Source organism: Helicobacter salomonis (assembly GCF_017979425.1).
GTDB lineage: Bacteria > Campylobacterota > Campylobacteria > Campylobacterales > Helicobacteraceae > Helicobacter > Helicobacter salomonis.
In genome coordinates, this window is sequence record NZ_JAERIS010000016.1 from 1 (window position 1) to 22,922 (window position 22,922).

Here is a 22,922-nt window from a genome sequence, read left to right on the forward strand (position 1 = left end):
TAAGACATGCTTAGCATGCAAGTCTCTGGTAATCTTGCAAGCCACTAAGCCAAGCAACTAAGCTAGGGGAGTGTGTTAAAACATTAGAAAGGATAAACATGGATGATACCATTACATGCCCGCATTGTGCTTGCACCATCAAAATAGGCGCGCTTTTGTCCAAACAGGCCAAACAAGATGCCCAGCGACAAATGGCGCAGGAAAAAGCAAGCTTTGAACGGGAACTCCAGCAAAAACGCCAGGAGTGGCAACAGGCCTTTAAAGATGTTGAGGGCCAAAAGCAGGAGATCGCACGCCAAAGACAAGCCCTAGAGGAGCAGATCAAGCAGAGGATACAACAGGCCCTAGATCAAGAACGCAGTCAAATGCAAACCCAAATGCAAGAAGAGCAAGCGCGCCTACTGGCACAAAATGCTACGCAATTGCAAGTGCAAAAAGAGGAGATGGAGAAAAGCTTGCAAGCCACATATGAGCTGAAACTCAGAGAAAAAGACATACAAGTGGCACGCTTGGAAAAAGCGGCCCAAGAGATGCAGCGAAAAGCCCAACTCACTTCCCAACAGCTCCAAGGCGAAGTCCAAGAAATCGCTATTGAAGAGTACTTGCACCAGAATTTTCCTTTAGATTGTATTGAAGAAATCAAAAAAGGGCGCAAGGGGGGAGATTGCGTGCAAATTGTGCATGACTACAAGTTACAAGATTGTGGCGTGATTTGCTATGAAAGCAAGCGCACCCAAAGCTTCAATGAGGAGTGGATCGAGAAATTTAAACAGGACATGCGCGAGGCTAAGGCGCATATTGGGGTGTTGGTAACCCAAGTCCTACCTAAATCGATGGAGCGCATGGGGCTGTATCAGGGAGTCTATATCTGCACTTTTCAGGAATTTAAGGGACTTTGTGGGATTTTGCGCCAGATGATTATCGATCGCGCATGGGCACAGAAGAGTCAAGAGCACAGAGGAGATAAGATCCACGAGCTCTATAATTACCTAGTAGGTCCAGAATTTGCCAAAGAGGTGGAAAATGCCCTCTTGACCTTTCGAGAAATGCAAACAGATTTGGAGAAAGAAAAGCAAGCGATGGAAAAGCTCTGGGCTAAACGGCATAAACAAATCCAAAAGATTGCCGCTATCACAGCGCGCACACGCGGCTCCATTGAGGGAATTGCGGGCAATGCGATTGCGCCTATTGAAGCTCTGGAGTTGGGAATAGAGTAGTTAGTTTAATCATTCTTGGCAGAAATCCCGCTCTGTAAACATGGTGCGTTTGTTTTAGCAGGTTGGATGAATATCGCTAATTTGTGGTGAAATCATACATGCACCTAGCACAGGAAATGTGTAAGGTTATGCCTTAGCAAATTGATGTGTGAGACCTCTAAACACGCCACATTCAGGGAATGTTTTGGAGCACAAGCTCTGCAAGCCTTCTACCATTATGGTAACACAGAGTAAGGACAAAGCTTTCCCCGCCAACAACACCAGCCTAGGAAACCCCAATATCCTTAGTATTTGAACATTTCACGCATAGGGTCTAAAGTCCGTGTGTGCATCGCTAAATTTGTCAAAAAAGCGGGCGTTGGTTCGATCTAATTTCTCTCTGATGTCTAGGCTGGTTGCTTTCTCGAGATTTTCTTGATTGCTTTTAAAAACAATGCGGTATTTAAAGAGCTCCAACATGTCCTTTATATCAGGAATACTGGCAACTCTTTTCATGTTAGTGAGCATGACGATATAGTGATGGCCGTAGTCTTTGGCGTTGGTTAAAGAGACCTTCCATTGTGCTTGCCCTACGCTCTTCCTATCGTGTAAATCCTGTGCGTCATCCAGCGAATCAATTAAAATAAAGCTCCCCGGCTCTAAATTTTCCTCAAAGATTTGGGCGCTGGTGTGGGTAGCTTGTATGCCGTAAGTTTGAAGTTGATCTTGGATTTTGGCTAGGGCTTTACTGGCGTTGTAATAGTAAAGTTTTTTACCCAAAGCTTGCAAATTTTTGCCCAAAATCTTCAGCCATGTCATCTTAGCCTCGTCCGTGCCCACTAAGAGCAAGTGATCGCCCTCTTCAAAGGGTAAAATAAATTCTCTGCCCTCATAATCCACGCCTACGCCCAGCTGTAAGCTCATGTCTTGCAAATGAAGCGCTTGGGGCATATAAACGGGTTCTTCGCCATTATAGAGCTTGCGATCCTCTAGGGGTTTTGTGCCCCGTTCCCTAGCTTCTTCTATGGTTTTTGCAATGAAATTAGGGAGCTTTTCATTAGCGGCATAGGGGATACTTGTGTAAGTCATTAACGAGTCGTCTTTTTGCTCGCCTACAGAGCTATAAATGCCTATCTTGGGCTCAAGACGCGTGGCCGCATCATTGCCCAAAACAGAAAGACTATCGTTTGTTTCGTTTACGGCTAAGGCCATGCGGTTACCAATTTGGCCCAGTATTTCCTTAGGAATTTGGCCTCCCACCATAGTTTGGGTGGAAAAAACCATGTGCACCCCATAACTGCGCCCTTTTTTAAGCAAATTAACCACCAAATTTTTAATCTCCTCTAACTTTTTGCCATCCATGAACAAGACCTGAAACTCATCAATAATCACCACAAATCTAGGCAAAGTATGGGTTTGTCTATAGCCTTTAAAATCCTTTACCCCGCAATCTTTAAACAACTGCGCACGGCGCGTCAACTCTTTATTAAGCCACTCTAAAAAAGTGATTCCATAGGCCACGCAAGCCTGCACACTCACCAACTGAGCGTGCTCTAGGGTGGGGTTAGCATAAGCGTTAAACTCCACGCCCTCTTTGTAGTCTAGCAGGAATAAACGCAATTCATCGGGGGAATAGTAGTAAGCTAAATTCTGAATGAGCACATTTAAAAAATTGGATTTCCCGCTCCCACTGCGCCCGCACACTAGGGTATGGTGCTGGGTTTGATCGCCTCCGATCTCAAATAGGACCTCTCGATGGTTTTTATCCCACCCAATGGGCGCACGCACAATATAAGTGCTCTCTTTGCTCCAAAATTCCCCCTCTTGTTGCAGTTCGCTTACCTCGCGCTTGATCTGATTGCGCCCATCATAGTAGTCAGCTACCTCTTTAGCAAAGGCGTTTAAATGCGCGGAGTTTGTGCCCGTAGAATCGTGTAGGGCTTTTAAACTCAAACGCTCAAAGGCAGGAGTGCTCTCAAACCTCTCAGCGTATTGTTCTAAGAAGCGATCTAAAAATGCCTCTTCTTTGCTACGCTCTTGTTTTTCGCTCAAGCTATAGACAAAACACAGCACCCCATTAGCCGCGCCAAAACGCACTAAGCGTTGTAAGTAGCCCCGACTTTCTGCATCTAAAGCGTCCACCCCACTTAAAAACAGAGCGCGCACCTCTAGGCGATCGGTGTTATGGCGGTTGTAGTCCATAAAATCCTTATAGCCTGCTAATTTCTCTTGTAAATTCGTTTTCAGGTATTCATAAAGGTCTTTTAGGGCTTGCTTGATCTCATCGCTCTCGGTTAAAATTTTTTGTCCATAGATGAAATCATGATCTTTTTTTAAAAGCCGCCGTGCGAGTGCAAAGACTCCACCTAATTGCAAAGCATCCACTAAGACCACTTGTAAATGAGTGAGGGGGATGGTAGAAACTAGACGCAAAAAAGCTTCGCGTAAAAATCTAGGCGTGTTTGGGCTATTGCCATAGAGGGCGGGCGGAGGGAAGGAATAGGTTTTAGGGACAAAGAATTTTTCAAAGCTTTCTTCTAAGCCTTGTGGGGTGTTTTCGCCCACTTCCAACACGCCTAAAGCTAGAAACTCAGGGTAGCTTTGACTTTCATTAAGGTGTAATTGCCCGCCTAGTTGGGGCTGACTCTCTCTAATATTATCTCTAATTTTAAGCAATCTCTCTTGACTCTCTTTAAGAGTAAAAAGCGGGCTGTGTGCAAAACGCACTTTGTGCAGGGCTTGGTCTAAATCTTGTAGGGCAGCTAACATGGTCTTCCTTTAGGGTTGTATGTTGTGGGCTTGTTGGACTAAATCACGCGCTTCTTCTAAACGCCTCGTGATACTCTCTTTATTGCCAATCATCTCCAGTTCAAGATTTTCAAACTGATTGGCCAAATGGTGCATTTCCTCAATCACTTCTGTGCTGAGTTTATGCCCTAGGTCGTCATTCATTGCCTCTAAGAACAAAGCTTGCAAATGTCTTATATGCGAAGCACTGCCTTCATAATGCATACAAAGCTCCTAAGATTCTAATTTTTTAAGGAAAAGATCAAAGGCAATCAAGGGTTTTTTAACCCCCGTATCCGTGTCTAAAAACAGCACTTGATCAGTGCTAGTATTTAAGATAAACAGCCCGCCATAGCCATCACTGCCAAAAAAGATTTCTGGTGCGTCTAAATGCGCTTTGAGCTGGTGCATGAAAAAAGCAAAGGTGCATTTGCCCTCTGTGTTGAAGTTGAGCACATTTTTAAAGGTGTAGCTCTCTTGGCCTAGTGTGAAGTTGCGTTTAGCAGGGATGGCGTTATTAGCCCGCTGTAAAAACGCTATAAAGGCAGGACTAAACTCTAGGCCGCATATCTTTTGTGCGCTCTGCAGGGCGTTTTCTTCTAGGGGGATTACAAATCCCCAATTTGGGTTTTGAGTTGGGGGAGTATTTCTTTCCATAATGGGTATCCTTTCGTGTGCGGGACAGATAAAAGCACTTCTTCGCGCACTAATTGCATCGTGCCTAGCGGGGGGTTGGGATCAAAATGCCAGAGATAGCCCTTAGGCGTGATGCCCTTATTGATCTGATCCTTGTCCTCATCGCTTAATATGTCTTGCAGGGCTGTGCTTGTAGCTAAGGCTTTTTGCAGGGCTTTGAGCGCATAAAAGCAGAGCATGGGTTTTTCATTATCTAAGGTCTTTAAATCTAATTGGGTGCTAAAAAGTGCCGGAAAAACGGGCAAATTGAGATCGTTAAAGGGAGTTTTAAAGGTTTCATCCTCAGACACTATAAAACCCTCTTTGCGCTCCTCTAAGAAAGCGCGGTATTGATCGTGAATGGCTTGAATTTGTGTTTGCTTGATCAGAGGGTCTAGCTGGGATTCTAGGCCTTGTAATTTGTCATAGAGTTTTTGAATCCAAGGGGGGATCATATACTCCTGCTCGATGATAGCAGAGGCTTTGAGCGCGCGCATGCAAAGTTCATGGTGTTCTTGCCCATAGGCCAAGTGCAAAGTCCGACTTTGTTGACAAAACTCTTCGATTAAAATCGTTTGGATACGCCTAAGCTCCTCTGTGTAAATTTCAATCGCCTCCTCTAGCAGGGCGACCTTTTGCTCCCATTTTTCGCGCTTTTCAACGGCAATATTAAGAGCGATTGTAGCCGCCCACACCTCCCACTCTGTGGCGATGGCGATGGCTAATGCGATTTCACAAGCAACCTCCCACGCCCTAGCCCTAGCTAGCCCCTCCTTTGCCTCTTGCAAAGCCTTCTTGGTCTGGGCTAGCTCCTCTTTAGTTTCCCCATAAAAGGTTTCTAGCTCCTGCAAAAAGGCGCGGGTTTCTTGGTATAAATGCTCCTGAAAATCCTCAAAACGCTCTAAGAGCGCGCGCACCTGCTCCGTGTCCACATTGACAGGCATACTAGACTCCTAAATAAGTACGCGTCTCTTCAATCTTGCGTCTGAGCCAGCGCACTTGCTCCTCAGCCTGCTCATCAAAATGCTTTAAAAAGCTCTCCAACTCTTTAAGCACTTCCTCAAATTCCCAATACTTAGCATCGTCCCAGGTATCCCCTAAAGCGCGGAAGTGTCCATTCAAACTGCGCACCATTTCGTTGAGATCGTCCATAAACTGCTGGAGATGGTTGGTGAAGTCCTCAGTTTCATCTGGGTCCATAAATGCTTGTGCCATGTTTACTCCTTAATAAAATTTCCCACCCCACCGCCCTTAAAATTAGTGGTTGTGTTCGTCCATGTTGGGAGCTTGATCCCCGCCCTGTTTGGGTAATTTGCAGGTTGTAGCCTTAGGACTTGAGGGGACTTTAGGGGCAATCCCTCTTGCCTTCCTCTGCTCTTGTAAAATCTGCAACTGCTCTTTTTGCCATTCTGATTGGTGCTCGTGGAACACAATAGGGTCATGGGGGTTGTAGGTTTCTTGTTGGGGGCTTAAGTTAGCGTTGGTGTAAAGCCTCACGCTTCCTGTTGCCTCGCCCAATAAATGCCCTCTACTATCTAGCAAGCAACCCCGAATGCCATGCTGGGTGTAGAGCAGGTGGAGCAACTCACAGAGTAGATCAGGCCCCCATAGACTTCTTTCTGATAGGGATTTGGAATAAGGGGATTGCAAGAGAGCAGAATTACAACCCTCCTCCCACACAAAGCAAAAATCCCGGGCTTTATGCGAGTCGATGTTGTATATTTCATTAAAATTTTCAAAAAAATCTTCTCTATCCTCTTGCATGCACACAAAGAGCAAACCGCCTTGTTTGGTGTGTTTAAACACCCCCACTTTTTGTTGGTAGATCACAAAAACATAGGTATACATCCTACCCCCCTAGAGTTTCAAATGCACGGAGTGTTCATCCCCCGTAGAATCTCCACCCTCAAACACGCCCACAATGATACTATCTAGGCTATCCCGCCGGATTTGGATTTGGTAAGCCGACTCTTCATAGACATCATCCAAAACCACCGTCTCTTTTACAGAATATTCGATCTCAAGGTCGCCTGCAGTCGCCTGCGCTTTTTCTGTGAAGTAAATGTCCACTTTAGAGCCCTTGAAATTGGTGATGAAGGGCATCCACACGCCCTCTTGGATGTCTTCTTTAGCCAAGACACAAGCAAAGCAATCCCCTCTTTTGATCCCCAAATGGAATTTAAAACAGGGAGCTTGGTCTTGGGCTTGGACATCATCTTCGGGGTGGACAAACACACTGCCCCCGTCCTTGCGCGCTTCTAGCAGCCCAAAGACGGTCCCAGTTTTACAAGTTACGCGTCGCTGCATATCCCATTCGGGGTCTTTGCCCGTACGCTCTTTGATGATCGCATCGGCTTCGGGTGTGCCTAGTGGGGGATAGATAGTAAAATCTAGGGGTTTTTGCGTGTCAGCCTTACATCGTGTCCCCTCTTGATCAAAGAGCATCTTGACTAAAGGGGAGCGGCACGCATTCCCGCCCAAGAAAATATGCACATGGTCAGCCTCATACATGCGTGTGCTAGCCGCGCGCAAATCATGAAAGAATTGTTTGATTGCCCCGCCAATTTGGGTCTTTAAAATGCCCAGCAATTTATCCTTATTGACGCTAAACTCCACTTTTAAGATGTCGCCCTTAGAGGTCGCTAGGGAGGTGAACTTGTAGGTCTCCTGCCCCAATTCTTGAGCGTTGATTTGCTCATCATCTAGGCCGTGCACAAAATCGCGTAAGCTCTCGGCAATGGTTTGCAAATTGCGCCGCCCCTCGCGTTTTTCGTTGATAAATTCTCGCATGGCATACACGCGCATCTGTGCGGAGTCATAATGGGGGGTGGCAATTACCAAGTCTTTTTGCCGCACCTCCTCCATATTGTCTTGAAAGACCTCTAAGGCCAAGAGTTCTAAGAGATTCTCTCCGCCCAAATACTCATTGCCCCCCGCACCAAAGTGATACAGAGTGTAGTCTCTATTGTCCTCCTCATCTTTGCCTTTTCTCCACACCCCAAAGTCATAGTCCGTGGTTCCGCCCCCAAAGTCAAAGACGGCAAAATTCACGGGGGAGTTGAGATTTTTAAATGTGAAGCCAAAGGCCTGCAAGGCGCTAATAGCGTAAGCGACTGGCTCGCTGATGCGACTCACCACACTCAGTTTTTTAAATTTGGGCTTTTCTCCCTCTTTTCTACCGCTGATGTGGGGGTCAAAGATTCCATTGGGCAGAGACTTTTTAATCCCCCTCTCAAAGCTTAACCTGATGCGCTTCACCCGCTCTTTTTCGTATTTCACGGGGTAGGACAAAGTGTAGTTCAAATACACCCCGCCAGAATTATCAAACATGTTATTGATGTAGCGGCCCAAGAGATAGGCGTAAATCTCAATGGGATCGGGCCTGCCCTCCCCATAGTCGTTCAAGTCCCCCAAGGGCCAAGGCTGCCCCTCATTGTCTTGCACTTGGATTTCATTACCCGTACTACCCGCCCATTGCTTGAGTTTACAGAAAAAGCGGTAATAATCATTACCCGTAGCTTCTTTAAAGTGATCAGAAGCCATGTGCGAAATGCTCAAATCATTAATATCTGTAAAGGGGCGTTGCTCTAGGGCGTTGTAATCTCTCAAGAATTTTTGATAATCGTAAAACTCCATGAAAGTGGGGTTTTCAAAATCTGTTGTTTCAGGGGCCTTTTTAGTGTCTAAGGTCCCAATGACAAGCAAGATTTTACGGCTATTGCGGTCTAAGATGGCGGTTGTGGTGTTCTTGGTGCCAAAGTCGATAGCCACCTCTAGGGTGTTGCTAGCGTTGTCTTTTTGGTTGATGGGGTGGCGGGGGATGAGGGTGTAGGCCCTACCCTCTTGGTTTCTGGGCAATTCAAAGGTAATGGTCTCCACCCCCTCTAAGGATCGCTTAGGGGCGATGTCCCAGTGTCCGGCATTGGGGTCTTCCAAGAGAGTGGGCTCATAGGGGGGCAAATTGATCGCTATCGCGTCCACTTCTAAAAGCCATTCTTTAAACCTCTTAAAGCCCTCAAAGCTCAAACGCCTTGTGCCATTAGGGTTGTTTAAAATCTTTTTGGCGCGTTTTAATTGGGTGGTGGTGGTGTAAAGTTGGCCATCTTGCAGGTTCTGCAACTCAGCAAGAATATCTGGCCACTCGACGGGTGGGTCTTTGGGGTTGGTGGCTATAATCACATCGATTAATTCCAATAGGTGCCGGTCGCGTTCATCAGTAGGGCCCTTGCTATGCAATTCTTTACGCTTGTCTTTAGCCCATTCTTTTAAGTTAGCATAGTCGCTTAAAAATTTTTTATCTTCGGGGCAGAATTCTTTTAACTTAATGGCTAAGGGGTGGTTGATAGGAAGAGTGATGCTTGTTAATGGGGTTCTAGGGTTGTCTTGTTTGAGATTGATAGGATCCATGGGTTTGTCCTTTCCAAAAATAGAGTTTCTTACTAATTGTTTTGCAAAATTTAAGCGGTCTAAAATACGCCTCATAGAGGGGCTAATCCAATGTCTTTTATGTCCAGACATAAAACTAGCTCACCTCAACTAGACTTTTAAAAACATTAGAACCCTGTTTGTAGCCGGCAAAATGCACCTTGCTAACCTTGCCCCGCACGGGCTGTCTAGCATCCGGGGTGGCGTGCTCTCTGGAGTTATAGTTATCTCCTACGCGCACTTCTAGGCGGCTGATCTTGGCCGAGGACTCTAATAAGACAAAGAGGGCGTTAAAAAAGGCAATCAGGGGCTGGATTTTGGGCAGGTCCCCCTTAAAGTGCTGGATGTCCTCGGCGATGCATTGCAACACAAATAAGCGATCTTGTCCCAATTGGGAGCAAAAAAGGTCGTCTAAATTGGCATCCTTAGCAAGTTCTAGCCTTTCTAAGAGCCGATCGCTCTCTTTAGCCAGCTGCAAGAGATGCACGAGGTTTAGCTTGCGGTAACCCTCCGCCTCTGCCTTGTAGGGCTTGGTGTCTTTGAGTTCTTGGGCGGTGTCTTTGAGTTTGTGCTCCAGCTTTGTATAGTCTTGTTGCAACTTGTTTTGCTTGGCCTCTAATTGTTCATAATTTTTGTCCGCTTGGCTTAACTTGTCAACTAAGTCCTTTTTATCTTTGTTGGCCTTTTCTAGGTCTTTCTCGCTTTTATCTTTGGCCTTTTGGGTTGCTTCTAGGCATCGACCCAACTCGATTTTTTCATCTTGGACCTTTTTAAGCTCTCCCTCTAGGGTTGTATTAGTCTTTCGGGTTTCTTGAAGCTGTTTGTTTAAGCCCTCCTCTCCCTCGACTTCTGCGGTGAGTTTGTCATATTTTGCCCTTAGCCCTTCCTGCCCTTCCTTGCCCTTTAGCTCGGCTTCGAATTCGTCCCGCTGGGTTTTGAATTTATCCCGCTGGGCCTTTAGTCCACCCTCTCCCTCAACTTCTGCTTTGAGATTGTTATACTTTTCCCTTAAGCCATTTTCGCCCTCAACTTCTGCTTTGAAGGCCCTTAACTCCTCTAATTCCTTTACCAGCTCTTGCCTATCTACCCCCACTTGTTGTTGTAGTGTGGCCACTCGCTCTTGCAATTCCCTATTTTTCTCTGTTAAGTCTTCATTCTCCAATCGTTCAGTTTCAATTTGTATGGCAGGGCTTGTTGCTCTTAAGTCTGCCACTTCTGCTTTTAATCCTTCTATCCTTTGTTGTAAAGCTTGGATACATTTCCCTATTTTGTTTTCTAATGCCTCGCAATCTTTACAACCTTTGTGTTTCTTTTTAGCCATGGAATCTCCCTCTACTAGAATGTCCGCCTCTTCTAGGGCTTGTTTTAGCTCCTCTAAGAGTTGGAGAACATCTGGAGAATTGTGGGTAGAAGCGGGTAGGGGCTGTGCGCCCTCATAAAGTGTTTGATTACGGTTGTCGACTATTTTTTGAAGTTGGGCTTGATTTCTAGGGCGATCTGTAGAGACTTTAGACGAGTCTACCCCCCCCCCCCCGCATTTTGAAACGCAAGCAGTGATGAGATCACCAGAGCGTTGTAGGGAAAGACGTAGTTCCATATCCCCCACATCAAAATCGCAGGGACTCGCTTCAACTGCAAAAGTTTTCAAATCTAAGCTAATCTTGACGGATTTCATGGACACCTCCTTAATTTATAACCAAAAAGCCCGACTCTAGCACATCTTTACCAAAAATCACCTAAGGCATGTGGATAAAATACTGGCAGCGGTAAAAGCGTTCGCCCAGATTGGGTTCTTGGAGGAGGGCGTGGAGTTTTTCACGGCTCAAGGGCTTGGCCTGTGTGAGTTGTTTGAGCAATAGGCGTTGTTTGTGCCCCTTAAGCATGGGTTTTAAACGCTTGAAAAATGCGCTCTGCAATACGGCCTGTTTGCTAGCGCGGGTGTGGCAAGCAGCGACAATGTCTTGCAACAATATTGTATAGGCATGTTGTAGGGTGCTGTAGTGGTTGTCAAGTGTAGCAAAGTACTTGGTTTGCATGCGCGTGCATTGGGCTTGTTCGCTGGATTTGATCGCCAGCCCTGCCCCTAATTGGTTAAAAAGATCGTTCCTAGCACAATTATTCAAGAGGGCATGGAAAGATTGCTGGGTTGGAGGGGGGAGCGGGGCTTGGGTTTCTTGAGAGTCTTGCATTTCTGCGAGCAGATCGCTACGCTGGATTTCTACACCATTAGCTAAAGGTGTGCCCTGGATGTCTTGAGAAGAGAGGCCTTGGCTTGCCAAATCTTGGGCTGTTGGTTCAGGAGGAGTTGTGTTAGTGTCAAAGTCGGGGGGTTGTAAGCGCGTGTAGTAAGTGGGGGCTTGATCGGAGGAGTTATTTAGCTGATCTTGGTTATCTTGAGAGAGTGAAGAGAGGGCAAAAAAAGGGAACAAACCCATACAGCCCAAGTGGCATATACCCAACAATCCGATACGCCAGTATGCCCAAGACAAGGTCGCTCCTCACACGCAAATGCGCCTAGTATAACCTAATATCGCAAATTTCTTCTCTTGACAACATTTTTATTTTTCTTTAATATAGAACCTTATATTATAACGGCGGATTGTTCGTAGAGATAAAGGAGTTTTGATGTCGGTTAAAGGCCGTAAGATTTGGGTAGTTGCTTGTACATTCTTAAGCCTTGCGTCCTTAAACGCAGAGCGCAACGGAGCGTATACCAGTGTGGGGTTTCAGTATTCTAGGATGGCGGGTAGCTATGTTGATGATAATGTGCCTACTTCCAAGCAATATGGTGTCTATGATGGGATGTCCTCGCTGATTGGCTCGGTAGATAAGATAAAAAACCCCGTGTCTGGCAATCTCTATGGGGTGGATGTGCAGTTGGGCTATAAGCAGTTCTTTGGGAAGAAGAAGCATTTCGGATTGCGTTATTATGGCGTGTTCAGCGGGCAGGGGGGGAATTATTACGGGGGCGCGGTTGCCAATGCCAAGGGTTCGCTTTCTAATTTATTCTATGGTGCGGGTATCGATGTGCTCTTGAACTTCTACGAGAACAAGGAACACATGGTGGGAGTCTTTGGGGGCGTGATGCTGGGGGGGAGCACTTGGGGTTTGGGCAATGGGCATGCTGATGGACAGTGTTTGGGCAAATCCACGAAGAGTGCTGGCACCGGTGAGACGATCTGTCTGAGTATGAATAAAACTTATTCCAGTTCGGCAAACGCGATCAATAACCAAAGTAGCAACAAGGCCAGTTTTTCAGCTAACTATGTGCAATTCCTCTTTAATTTTGGGTTGCGTGCCAATCTCAGCCAGCACAATGGACTGGAGCTAGGCGTGCGCATTCCCGTGATCAACGACCCCTTTTTCAAGGTCAATTACAGCAACGGCGCGAAACTAGATTTCTCGTTCCGCCGCGTGGTTGCTGTTTTTGTCAATTATGTCTACAACTTTTAGAGATTAGCTAGCACTGCTTGAGCAGATTTGTAAGGCAACTTGAAGGCTTGGGCGATGCCCTCTTGGGTAAGATAGCCTTCATAGGAACTCAAGCCCCCTAAAGTGTTGGCTACAACGGGGGTGTTGGCTTGTAAAAAGCCTTTTAAGCCATGCTGTAAGAAATAGAGCAGGTAGGGCACGCTGGCATGGCTGTAAGCGCACGAGCTGGTGCGCGCCACCACTCCGGGGATATTGGGCACTCCGTAGTGCCACAAACCCTCTTCTTTGTAAACGGGGTGTGAGTGGCTGGTTTGGTGGATCGTTTCAATACAACCCCCCAGATCGCATGCCACATCTACCACCACGCCCCCCTCTTGCATGCGCGCTAAATGGTGTTTTAAAATCACTTTGGGAGTGGCTGTAGCGGTTTGTAAAACCGCCCCCACCAGACCTAAAGCCCCCTCTAGGGCGTAAAGAATGTGTTCTTCGTTCACACTCAGCACTTCCAACTGGTATAGATGCGTGTAGGGGTGATCTTGGAGTTTGGCATAATTGAGCTCGAGTAACACCACACGCGCCCCCATCAAACTCAGAGTCTTTGCCGCTTCCAAGCCTACAACCCCTCCCCCCACGATAACCACTTTAGCCCTCGCCTCTCCCACGAGCGCACCCAATAACACCCCCTTGCCCATCTCTCCAGGCAAATGCTCCAGCCCTAAGAGGTAGTGCTGGATCAAGTGTGCCGCTAAGTTACCTGCCACCACACTCATGGGAGCTAGCATGGGGTAATTATTTTTGGGTCCAGCAATGGTCTCCGTGCAAATGCAGAGAATTTTGCGATTCACCAGCATGTGCGCTAGAGAAGCGTTATAAGCTAAATCTAGGTAACTAAACAAAGTGCTGCCCTCCTTGAGTAGAGGGTATTCGTGTTCCAAGGGTTCTTTGCACTTGACCACTACATTCTGCCCCCAGGCCTCTTCCTTGGAAACGATGCGCGCCCCTGCGCTGACATACGCCTCATTGCTATATCCGCTCAACACCCCTGCGTTTTCTTCCACGCATAGCTCCATAGGCACGCTTTTGACGAGCAAAGCGACATCTTCAGGCACCAATGCCACACGCGCCTCTAAATCCATGCTCTCCTTGACTAAACCCACTTTCAACATACGCGCTCCTTCAAGAGTAATGACAAACTTTAGAGCGCACTTTAGCGCTTTTGCACAGATGCTCGATCGCACTATCCAAAAGCTCTAGCACCACGGGTTCATCTGCCTGTGTGCCCACTTCTGGATTGTATTCCGTAACTTCTAAAGCGACAAGTTTAGAGGCAAAGCGTTTCAGTAAAAGCTCCAGCAACGCTTTTAACTCTTCGGGATGTAAGCCATTGTTTTCTCGCACGCCTGTCGACTTGAAAAGCTTGCCATCCATGATGTCTACATCTAAACTCAAATACACCAAATCCACCCCATCTAAGGCACTCTGTGCTTGATTCACACAGGCCTCCATGTCCGTTTGGATATCCTCTATTTTGAATAGGGGGATATTATAGGACGCAATCATGTCATCTTCGCTTTTTTCTGTGCTGCGTACACCAAAATATACCAGATGCTGGGGGTCAAAGGCCAGAGTTTCCTTATCTATGCCCAAAGTGCAGAGCTGTTCCCAATAGCGCTCTTCTTGGGCATTGAGAGGATTGGGTCCTGAATGCACTCTATTGAGAAGCATTCCCAAGGGCATGCCATGCAAGTGCCCCGTTTCGCTATCGTAAGCGGTGTGGATGTCTGCATGCGCGTCCAGATACAACACCCCAATTTTTTTCCTAGGATATACCCCACGCAGGGCCTGCAAAATCCCAAAGACATTGGAATGTTCTGAGCTCAAAATTAGAGGGAAGTTACCACTCTTGAACACAGCATGCATTTTGGGAATCAAATTGTCCTTACAAAAGATGTAATAGTCTTCAAAATTTTTAGCGTATCTAAAAAAGGTCTCCAACACACATTGTTTTTGACGAATGAGCACCATGTGCTCGGTGATCTCGGGGTAGCGTTCTATTAAAGCCTGCCTCAGATCTTGTACACCTTGGTTGCTTCCGTGTTTGGAAGCCCCTAATTCTGCCGCTAAACTCACTAAAATCATGGCATACCTCACCTGATGAAATGTAGCTGATAAGCTCAGATACAAAATATCAAAATTCTCCTAACCAGTGCATCAAAACCTTGACTTCTAAGAGAAGAAGGCAAAACCCACAGCTACCATAGGTGGCATGGGTGGGTGCGCTCCAACCACAGCTTCCAGCTTTGGTTATGGAGATTCAAGTTTCTGTGCTACAACGCCCTCATTGCAACCAATTTCACCCTAGGAGACAGCATGTTAGGCATTGATGAAGCGGGGCGGGGGTGCTGGTGTGGATCATTGTTTGTAGCGGGAGTGAGCTGTGATCAGGCTGTTGCAAATGAATTTATACGCTTAGGACTCAAAGAGAGCAAGCAACTTAGCAGGGAGAAACGCTTTGAATTTGCCACGCATATTAGCCAAGATAGGCGCATTCGAAGCGTAGTGGTAGCTAAAAGCGCGTTAGAGATTGATAGCAAGGGCTTGAGTGTGTGTATGCAGGAGGCGATTACAGAGATTATCGTGAAGTTGCCCGCCATCAAACATGTGCGTCTGGATGGGAACACTCTTTTTAAACTGGAATTTGCGCATTTGGAGAGTTTTGAGGCTATCATCCAAGGAGATGATAAAATCCCTCAGATTGCGATGGCCTCCATCTTAGCTAAGGCACATAAAGATCAAGAAATGCTAGCCTTAGATGAACTTTACCCTGATTATGGTTTTGCTAGACATTGTGGCTATGGCACGCGCGCGCATGCACTAGCCATCGCCAAATACGGACTTATTGGGGAACACCGCAAGAGTTTTAAAGGCATTTCCCCCTCCAATAGGGTTTAAAGGCTAGGCTACATCATACCGCCCATGCCACCCATACCGCCCATGCCACCCATATCGGGCATTGCAGGAGCTGGTTTATCTTCTTTCACTTCGTGCACGGTGGCTTCAGTAGTCAAGAGCAGGCTAGAGACAGACACCGCGTTTTGTAAAGCAATGCGAGCCACTTTAAGGGGATCGATAATACCCGCTTTAAACATGTCTACATACTCGCCATTGCTCGCGTTAAAGCCAAAGTGCGCTTCTTTGTGTTTTTCTACTTCATTGACTACCACACCGCGATCATAACCTGCATTGGCCGCAATCTGGGCTAGAGGGGCTTTAATGGCGCGTTTGATAATTTCATAACCCACTTTTTCATCTTCGTGCAATTCTAAATGCACTTTCTGGGCAGCACGAATCAAAGCCGCGCCCCCACCAATCACAATGCCTTCTTCTACAGCGGCTTTTGTGGCAGACAAAGCGTCATCTACGCGATCTTTTTTCTCTTTCATTTCCACTTCAGAAGCCGCACCCACCTTGATCACAGCCACACCACCGCTAAGTTTAGCCAAGCGTTCTTGGAGTTTTTCTTTGTCATAGTCGCTGGTGGTGGATTCGATTTGGGTTTTGATTTGGGCGATGCGATCTTTAACCGCGTTGACTTGCCCTTTACCATCTACAATCGTGGTGTTGTCTTTGTCAATCACGATGCGCGCAGCCACGCCTAGATCGCTCACATCCGCATTTTCTAGGGTTTTGCCTAGTTCTTCAGAGATCACTTGCCCGCCGGTCAAAATCGCAATGTCTTTAAGCATCTCTTTGCGGCGATCGCCAAAGCCGGGAGCTTTAACTGCAGCCACATTGAGCACACCCCTCAGTTTGTTTACTACTAAGGTTGTGAGGGCTTCGCCTTCGATGTCCTCAGCGATGATCAATAGGGGTTTGCCTTCTTTCATCGTGCGTTCGAGTAAGGGTAAAATGTCCTTCATGCTAGAGATTTTCTTATCAGTGAGCAGAATATAAGCGTTTTCTAGCTGAGTGGTCATTTTTTCTGCGTTGGTAACAAAGTAAGGAGAGAGGTAGCCACGATCAAATTGCATGCCCTCTACAACATCGAGTTCATCCTCAATTCCCTTAGCTTCCTCAACGGTGATCACGCCATCTTTGCCCACTTTTTCCATCGCATCGGCAATGAGTTTTCCGATTTTTTCATCAGAATTAGCCGAGATAGTAGCCACTTGGGTAATTTCCTCTTTGCCACCCACTTTTTTGCTAGATTTTTTCAATTCAGCAATGATGGCTTCGCTGGCTTTGTCCATGCCGCGTTTGACCTCAATGGGATTAGCTCCAGCAGTGATGTTGCGCAAGCCCTCTTTGAAAATGCTGTAAGCTAGAACGGTGGCAGTGGTGGTGCCATCCCCAGCCGCATCAGCGGTTTTGCTGGCGACTTCTTTAACCAGCTGTGCGCCCATGTTGGCTACAGGGCAGGCTAGCTCGATTTCTTTAGCTACACTCACGCCGTCCTTAGTAATGCTAGGTGCGCCGTAGCTTTTTTGAATGAGTACATTGCGCCCGCGAGGTCCCATGGTTACCTTCACGGCATCGTTGAGCTGTTTTACACCCTCAAAAAGTTTATTGCGCGCGCTATCGGAAAACTTGATTTCTTTAGTTGCCATTGTCTGTCCTTTTCTTGTTATATGAATGGGAGGGCGCGAAAAAACGCGCCAGAGTTAATTTAGTGGCTGTGGCAGCAATTGCCTTCGTGCTTATGATCGCCTTTGTGGTGTTCATGCCCATGCCCGTGGCAGCAAGAATCCACCACGCCTAGTACATCTTCGAGTTCTAAAACCATAAATTCTTTTCCGTCTAGCACGATTTCTGTGCCTTTGTATTTTCCAAAGGCTACCACGTCGCCCTCTTTGAGGCATTTACAGCCTTCGCTGATTTTATGACTAACAGCTTTTACCACGCCCATTTGAGGCTTTTCTTTGGCGTTGTCGGGAATAATAATCCCAGAAGCCGTCTTTTTTTCTTCCTCTAGTCTTTCAACTAGCACTCTTTCGCCTAATGGTTTAAACATCGCGTCTCCTTATGCAAAAATTAGCACTTAAAAAAATTAAGTGCCACAATACTAGCAAAAAATCTGGAGCAAGTCAAGACTTAATGCAAGTTTAAAATATTTTACTAAAAAAACTTTATAGTTAAAGACTAAAGTTAATTATTGATTATACTATCAATAATCTTTTTGACAAATAAGTCTATCTTGGTTACTATGCGAACATGATCGCTCAAGAATCCCTAGAACAACTCAAGCAGGTTGCCGATATTGTGGCGGTGGCACAGAACTACCTAGAGCTTAAAAGAGCGGGTAATCTTTATATGGCTATCTGCCCTTTTCATAACGAAAAGACACCCAGTTTTACCATTAACCCCATACGCAATAACTTCAAGTGCTTTGGGTGTGGCAAGTATGGTAATGCGATCACTTTTATGATGGAGTACGAACAATTAGATTTTGTGGAAGCGGTGCAAAAACTCGCCAACATGTTTTCTATTTCCCTAGAATACACTACTACTCCACCCCAACATCCTCAAGAATTAGACCTTTTAGAAGAAGTGACGCGTTGTTATCAAAGCTTGTTAGAGCACAATAAAGAGGCGCAAGATTATTTATCCACTCGTGGTGTACACGCCACGAGTGTGCAGGAGTTTCGTTTAGGTTTTTGTGTGGGATCGCGCGTACTAGAGCATGTCCAACGTCAAAGATTGGATAAACAAGCCCTCCTAGACTTAGGAGTCTTGGGGCAGGATGAAAGCGGGAGAATTTACGCGCGTTTTCACAACCGCCTGATCTTCCCCATCCATAACCCTAATGGGAAAATTGTAGGTTTCGGGGGGCGGATTTTGCAGCCTCAAGCCAACATGGCTAAATACATTAACTCTCCCCAGAGCGCGTTGTTTAACAAATCCAAATTGCTATATGGTTATTTTCAAGGGCGCCAACACATTGCCAAAAACAAAAAACTCATTTTGACAGAGGGCTACTTAGATGTGATCTTACTCCATCAAGCGGGGTTTAAAAGCGCAGTGGCTACTCTGGGCACGGCCCTAACTGAGCAACACCTACCTCTCATGGAGCGTTTTAATCCAGATGTGGTAGTGGGTTATGATGGAGATGAAGCAGGCAGGGCAGCAGCCTTCAAGGGCGCAAAAATGCTCGCGCAAGCCAACAGATTGGGAGGGGTAGTGTTGTTTGAAAATGGCTTAGACCCAGCCGATCTGATCGCCCAGGGACAGATTAGGGCGATTAGTGCACTTTTGAACAAGCCCATGCCCTTTGTCGAACATGTTGTGCGGGCTATGTGTGCTAGAGTCAATGTCCACGATCCCATAGCAAAACAACAAGCTTTGCAGGAAGTATTGGTCTTTTTGCACACCTTACCCTTTTTAACCCAGGAACATTACCAAGAAATGGTGGCGCATCTCTTGGACATTCCTCCTGTGCTTGTGCGCTTAAAGCACCACAAAAAAGCCTTTACGCCCAGTCTCAAAGCCCCACCATCTAAGCCACAGCATGATAAGATGGAATCCATACTGCTTCACTATCTCTTAAACGATCTGTCTTTGCTCGAACGAGCTCGTCCCTTTTTGGAGATCACGCTTTTCAAGACACTAGCGAGTGAATTAAGCGCTCTACTCGCGGGTCAATACAATGATCCTAGATTGATTGAAATCCGTTTAGACACCAGTTTACCCGTGCATGAAAATGGTTTTAGAGAAGAGTTTATCGCATTTCTAAAGAGGCGTTATCAGGAACACCAGCAACAAATCAACACTCTATATAAAAACCTGGACTTCGAACAGCGTCTGGAGATGTTCACCGATTTACACCATAAAATAGTACAATTAGCCCAGAGAAAAGGAGAGTATTATGAAAGCCTTAGCCTTATTTAGTGGGGGGTTGGACAGCTTGCTGTCCATGCACTTGGTGGCTTCCCAAGGAATTGAAGTGATTGCCCTGCACTTCAATATTGGCTTTGGGGGCAATAAAGACAAGAGAGAATACCTGGAGAAAGCCAGTGCGCAGGTGGGTGCGCAATTGCTTTTATGCGATATTCAAGAGCAGTTCTTTGATGAAGTGCTCTTTAAGCCCAAATACGGCTATGGCAAGTACTTTAACCCTTGTATTGATTGCCATGCCAATATGTTCAGACAGGCCTTTTACAAACTCCTAGAACTGCAAGCGGATTTTGTAATCAGTGGGGAGGTGTTGGGCCAGCGCCCCAAGAGTCAGCGCAAAGAAGCTCTAGGGCAGGTCCAACAACTCGTGCGGAGTTTTGGAGCTGAAGAGTGCTTTGATGGGATTTTGGATCGCGGGGGCGACAACCCCAATAAACCTCAATTCTTAGATCAACTCTTGCTAAGACCCATGAGTGCCCAACTTTTAGAACCTAGTTTTATAGAAAAGCAAGGTTGGGTGGATCGCACTAAACTTTGGGATGTGCAGGGGCGTAGTCGCGTGCGCCAACTCGCCAAGATCAAAGAGCTTGGATTAGGGTATTATGAAAACCCCAGCGGAGGCTGTTTGCTCACGGATTTAAGTGTGAGTCAAAAGCTTAAAGACCTCCAAGCCCACCGCCAAAATACCCAACAACAGATGGTGGTGCAAGATAATTTGATTGTGAAAGTTGGGCGTTACATGGTGGTGGGGGAGGCGCGTTGCGTGGTGGCGCGCAATGAGCTGGAGAATGCCAAATTGGATATTAATCATCCATTAATGGATCGCATCGAACTACTTGATTGCAAAGGTCCCTTAGGACTGGTAGAGAAAAGCGCGAGCGCACAAGAGAAAAATCTGTGTGCGCGCATTGTGCTGGGATATGGAAAAAGTCAGGCAGACACACTATATCGCGTGCAGGTGGGCGATGCACTTTTGCATTTGAACCCTATGCATAGAGAAGAGGCACAAAAATATCTTTTCTTGGGTTGAGAATGGGTATAATGGCGCGATGAGGAGCTAGAGATGGAAAAGTTTATCGGATTAGGGGTTGTGGGTAATTTTGCTAGACATTTGGAACAAGCAGGTGAAATCCATAGCTTCATCAATATGAAGCACATTGAGAAAGACGCGCCTAAGGGGTTGTTTCCCTTTTATCTTCCTCATGACGATGGGTATTTGGGGCGTTATTGCATCGATAATCGTTATATTATCCTGCCCCCCGATATGGTGGACTTGCATGTTCAGGCTGAACCAGAAATTGCCCTAGAGTGTGAGATTTTCTATGATGATAAGGGGCGCGTGAGAAGTGTGGTACCCAGCCATTTTATGGCCTTTAACGATACTTCTATCCGTAATCTTAAAGCAGAGAGACTCTCTGAAAAGAAAAACTTTTCCAAAGGTTCTAAGGGAATGGGGGAGAAATTGCTCATCGATCGTTTCGTCTATGGGGGCGTGTGCAATGATTACTCGATCGCCTCGTTTCTCACCAGAGAGGGCCAAACTCATGTTTATGGAGAAAACTCTAAACTCGTCAAGTACGAGTATTTCTACGACAAGCTTTTAGGCTGGATTGTGGAGATGTGCAACACCCAAAGGGATACAGGGAGTTTAGAGGATTTGCAGGAGATCTTACGATCCCAGCACTTAACTCCTAAGTGCATCATCACCATCGGGGCAACCCCCTACATGCCCTTTGCTCAAGAACACTTCTTGCGACAGGGGGATATAGTTACCATCATTGCCTACAACCACCGTCGCTATAGCTTTGAAAAGATTTTTGAGGTGGTGTCTACCCAACAGCTTGGTAAAACTCGCCTCAAGGCGGTGTCCTATATCCAGCAAGAGGTTGTTGTAGAGGGGAGTTTCTAGCCCCAAGATTATTTTTTTATCACATCTTTAATACTCTTTGAACATTCTATTAAGAGTTTTTTAAATCATTTTTTATTAAAAATAAGACGAAATTTTATTAATAGAGGGAAAACATGAAGACAAAGAAGATTCTTGATCCCCATCAGGAGTTCAATAAACTCAAGCAAGAATATTGGAAACAGGAGCACATCTACGCCACCTACCTACGCGAGAGCAAACGCAACCTCTATGGTTGCAGGGACATTGCTACCCGTCACCAATTCTTTGTCGATCGCATGCATGCCTACAAGCCCCTTAATGATATTTACTTGCATCTGCGGGAGTTTTCCAAGCGACACAAAATCGCTATGCACCAAATCAGAGAATCCTTTGAAAAGTTCCGACGCACTTACAATAACACTTTGACCTCTATCAGACGCTATGAGGTAAAAATTCAAAAAATCAAAGAGGGCAAATCCCCCTCTGATTGGGATTAATAAAGTCTGACTCCAAAAGCGTGTTTGGGTATACATGTCCCGACCGCGCACGCCTCGATGCCTAGGTCGTGTAGAGTATGCAGGCACTTCTGTACCTTTTTAGCCTCTAATGCTACTATTAACCCCCCAGAGGTTTGCGCGTCATAAAAGAGAATATCGGGGAGCCTTGTTTGGCTACACACGCCAGATTGCAAAGCTTGTTTGTTAGCCACACTACCCCCTGGATACACTCCTTCTTGAGCAAGTTCCAGCGCTCCCTCTAAAAGAGGGATTGCACTCGTATCTATTTCTATGGAGATGGTAGGGTTGAGCATTTCATACAAATGCCCGATGAGTCCAAAACCAGTTACATCTGTACAAGCATGCACATTAAAATTTTGTAGGCAGCGCATGGCCTTGAAATTCAAGGCCGCCATGCTGGCGATCGCTTGGGGTGCATGCGCTAAGCGCTTTCTTTTTAAGGCGGTGGTGATAATCCCACTGCCTAGGGGTTTTGTTAGGATAAGCACATCGCCTACTTGCGCCCCATCGTTACGCCACAAGTGCTTTTCCACAATTCCTGTGACACTTAGACCATATTTTTGTTCCACATCGCTTAAACTATGTCCGCCTAAGAGTGCACAAGCGCACTCGCTTAGTTTATCCAATGAGCCCTGCATGATCGCGCGCACGCTCTCTTTACTAACATGCTCTTGATCCCAAGCCAAAATACTCAGCGCGCTGATTGCGCGCGCACCTTTAGCAAAGACATCGCTCAACGCATTGGCTGTGGCAATCTGCCCATACAAATAGGGGTCATCAACCACTGGAGGGATCACATCTACACTTTGCACAAGCAAAGACCCCCCCACCTGCACCGCTCCACAGTCATCCCCATCGCTAAAATCTAACACCACACCTTCTAAGCGGGGTTGTTTGAGCTTGGCCGTGATTTGTTTGAGGTCTTCCAGACCCACCTTGGCCGCTCAACCCGCACAGCGTACAAATTGGGTTAACGCCTCTGCCAAATTCTTCCTTAAAAATCTCCACACCCATAGCTAGAAGCTAGAGGATTGCTCCCCATGGGAGTAGTGGTATTATCAAAACCTGCCTTACAAAGAGGTCTTATAGCTTCTGCTCCAAGAGTTGCCG

Annotated in this window: 21 protein-coding genes; 7 read left to right on the forward strand and 14 right to left on the reverse strand. The window is 46.4% G+C overall.

Annotated elements, in window-relative coordinates:
• Positions 1-98 precede the first annotated feature (98 nt).
• Positions 99-1,217, forward strand: a complete 1,119-nt coding sequence (locus KCO92_RS04560; RefSeq protein WP_104696332.1) for a DUF2130 domain-containing protein — start codon at positions 99-101, stop codon at positions 1,215-1,217.
• 300 nt (positions 1,218-1,517) lie between these two features.
• On the opposite strand, the gene KCO92_RS04565 is transcribed toward KCO92_RS04560, so the two are convergent.
• From KCO92_RS04565 to KCO92_RS04605, 9 genes are all read right to left on the reverse strand, one after another.
• Positions 1,518-3,965 (reverse strand): FtsK/SpoIIIE domain-containing protein, encoded by a 2,448-nt coding sequence (locus tag KCO92_RS04565; RefSeq protein ID WP_104696331.1) that lies wholly within the window; start codon positions 3,963-3,965, stop codon positions 1,518-1,520.
• A 9-nt stretch (positions 3,966-3,974) separates the two neighbouring features.
• Positions 3,975-4,208 carry a hypothetical protein gene (locus tag KCO92_RS04570; protein ID WP_104684120.1) on the reverse strand — a complete coding sequence of 78 codons (234 nt, stop codon included), beginning with the start codon at positions 4,206-4,208 and terminating at the stop codon, positions 3,975-3,977.
• A gap of 9 nt (positions 4,209-4,217) precedes the next feature.
• A complete protein-coding gene (locus KCO92_RS04575; RefSeq protein WP_104696330.1) occupies positions 4,218-4,640 on the reverse strand; it encodes an SMI1/KNR4 family protein in 423 nt (140 codons plus the stop codon).
• Positions 4,592-5,602: an HNH endonuclease gene (locus tag KCO92_RS04580; RefSeq protein ID WP_104696329.1), complete on the reverse strand. Its 1,011-nt coding sequence runs from the start codon at positions 5,600-5,602 to the stop codon at positions 4,592-4,594. Before KCO92_RS04580 ends, KCO92_RS04575 begins: the two co-directional genes overlap by 49 nt.
• Before the next feature lies 1 nt (position 5,603).
• Positions 5,604-5,873 (reverse strand): hypothetical protein, encoded by a 270-nt coding sequence (locus KCO92_RS04585; protein ID WP_013468658.1) that lies wholly within the window; start codon positions 5,871-5,873, stop codon positions 5,604-5,606.
• Positions 5,874-5,915: 42 nt separating this feature from the next.
• Positions 5,916-6,506 carry a hypothetical protein gene (locus KCO92_RS04590; protein ID WP_104696328.1) on the reverse strand — a complete coding sequence of 197 codons (591 nt, stop codon included), beginning with the start codon at positions 6,504-6,506 and terminating at the stop codon, positions 5,916-5,918.
• A gap of 9 nt (positions 6,507-6,515) precedes the next feature.
• A complete protein-coding gene (locus KCO92_RS04595) occupies positions 6,516-9,065 on the reverse strand; it encodes a hypothetical protein (protein WP_158653606.1) in 2,550 nt (849 codons plus the stop codon).
• A 115-nt stretch (positions 9,066-9,180) separates the two neighbouring features.
• Positions 9,181-10,758 carry a coiled-coil domain-containing protein gene (locus KCO92_RS04600; protein ID WP_104696326.1) on the reverse strand — a complete coding sequence of 526 codons (1,578 nt, stop codon included), beginning with the start codon at positions 10,756-10,758 and terminating at the stop codon, positions 9,181-9,183.
• A gap of 61 nt (positions 10,759-10,819) precedes the next feature.
• Positions 10,820-11,572: a hypothetical protein gene (locus KCO92_RS04605; RefSeq protein WP_104696325.1), complete on the reverse strand. Its 753-nt coding sequence runs from the start codon at positions 11,570-11,572 to the stop codon at positions 10,820-10,822.
• Positions 11,573-11,708: 136 nt separating this feature from the next.
• Between KCO92_RS04605 and KCO92_RS04610 the strand changes: the two genes are divergently transcribed.
• Positions 11,709-12,536, forward strand: coding sequence for an outer membrane protein (locus KCO92_RS04610; protein WP_104696324.1), 828 nt, complete (start codon positions 11,709-11,711; stop codon positions 12,534-12,536).
• Here the strand turns inward: KCO92_RS04610 and KCO92_RS04615 are convergent.
• Positions 12,533-13,678: an NAD-binding protein gene (locus KCO92_RS04615; RefSeq protein ID WP_199766212.1), complete on the reverse strand. Its 1,146-nt coding sequence runs from the start codon at positions 13,676-13,678 to the stop codon at positions 12,533-12,535. The two genes, KCO92_RS04610 and KCO92_RS04615, sit on opposite strands and share 4 nt — an antisense overlap.
• A gap of 13 nt (positions 13,679-13,691) precedes the next feature.
• Complete coding sequence (gene rocF, locus KCO92_RS04620; protein WP_104696322.1) at positions 13,692-14,654, reverse strand: arginase; 963 nt, start codon at positions 14,652-14,654, stop codon at positions 13,692-13,694.
• Between the two features lie 231 nt (positions 14,655-14,885).
• Between rocF and KCO92_RS04625 the strand changes: the two genes are divergently transcribed.
• Complete coding sequence (locus tag KCO92_RS04625) at positions 14,886-15,467, forward strand: ribonuclease HII (RefSeq protein WP_104696321.1); 582 nt, start codon at positions 14,886-14,888, stop codon at positions 15,465-15,467.
• Positions 15,468-15,475: 8 nt separating this feature from the next.
• On the opposite strand, the gene groL is transcribed toward KCO92_RS04625, so the two are convergent.
• Both groL and groES read right to left on the reverse strand, forming a co-directional pair.
• Positions 15,476-17,122: a chaperonin GroEL gene (groL, locus tag KCO92_RS04630; RefSeq protein WP_104696320.1), complete on the reverse strand. Its 1,647-nt coding sequence runs from the start codon at positions 17,120-17,122 to the stop codon at positions 15,476-15,478.
• 59 nt (positions 17,123-17,181) lie between these two features.
• The gene (gene groES, locus KCO92_RS04635) at positions 17,182-17,526 is read right to left on the reverse strand and encodes a co-chaperone GroES (protein WP_104696319.1); all 345 of its coding nucleotides are present in this window, start codon (positions 17,524-17,526) and stop codon (positions 17,182-17,184) included.
• A 200-nt stretch (positions 17,527-17,726) separates the two neighbouring features.
• On the opposite strand from groES, the gene dnaG reads away from it, so the two are divergent.
• From dnaG to KCO92_RS04655, 4 genes are all read left to right on the forward strand, one after another.
• Positions 17,727-19,400, forward strand: coding sequence for a DNA primase (gene dnaG / locus KCO92_RS04640; RefSeq protein ID WP_104696318.1), 1,674 nt, complete (start codon positions 17,727-17,729; stop codon positions 19,398-19,400).
• Complete coding sequence (locus KCO92_RS04645; protein ID WP_104696317.1) at positions 19,378-20,436, forward strand: 7-cyano-7-deazaguanine synthase; 1,059 nt, start codon at positions 19,378-19,380, stop codon at positions 20,434-20,436. Before dnaG ends, KCO92_RS04645 begins: the two co-directional genes overlap by 23 nt.
• 33 nt (positions 20,437-20,469) lie before the next feature.
• Positions 20,470-21,315, forward strand: a complete 846-nt coding sequence (locus KCO92_RS04650) for a DUF5718 family protein (protein WP_104696316.1) — start codon at positions 20,470-20,472, stop codon at positions 21,313-21,315.
• A gap of 113 nt (positions 21,316-21,428) precedes the next feature.
• Entirely contained in the window at positions 21,429-21,791 is a 363-nt protein-coding gene (locus KCO92_RS04655; RefSeq protein ID WP_104696315.1) for a serine protease, read from the forward strand.
• Here the strand turns inward: KCO92_RS04655 and selD are convergent.
• A complete protein-coding gene (selD, locus tag KCO92_RS04660) occupies positions 21,788-22,747 on the reverse strand; it encodes a selenide, water dikinase SelD (protein ID WP_104696314.1) in 960 nt (319 codons plus the stop codon). The two genes, KCO92_RS04655 and selD, sit on opposite strands and share 4 nt — an antisense overlap.
• Positions 22,748-22,922 lie beyond the last annotated feature (175 nt).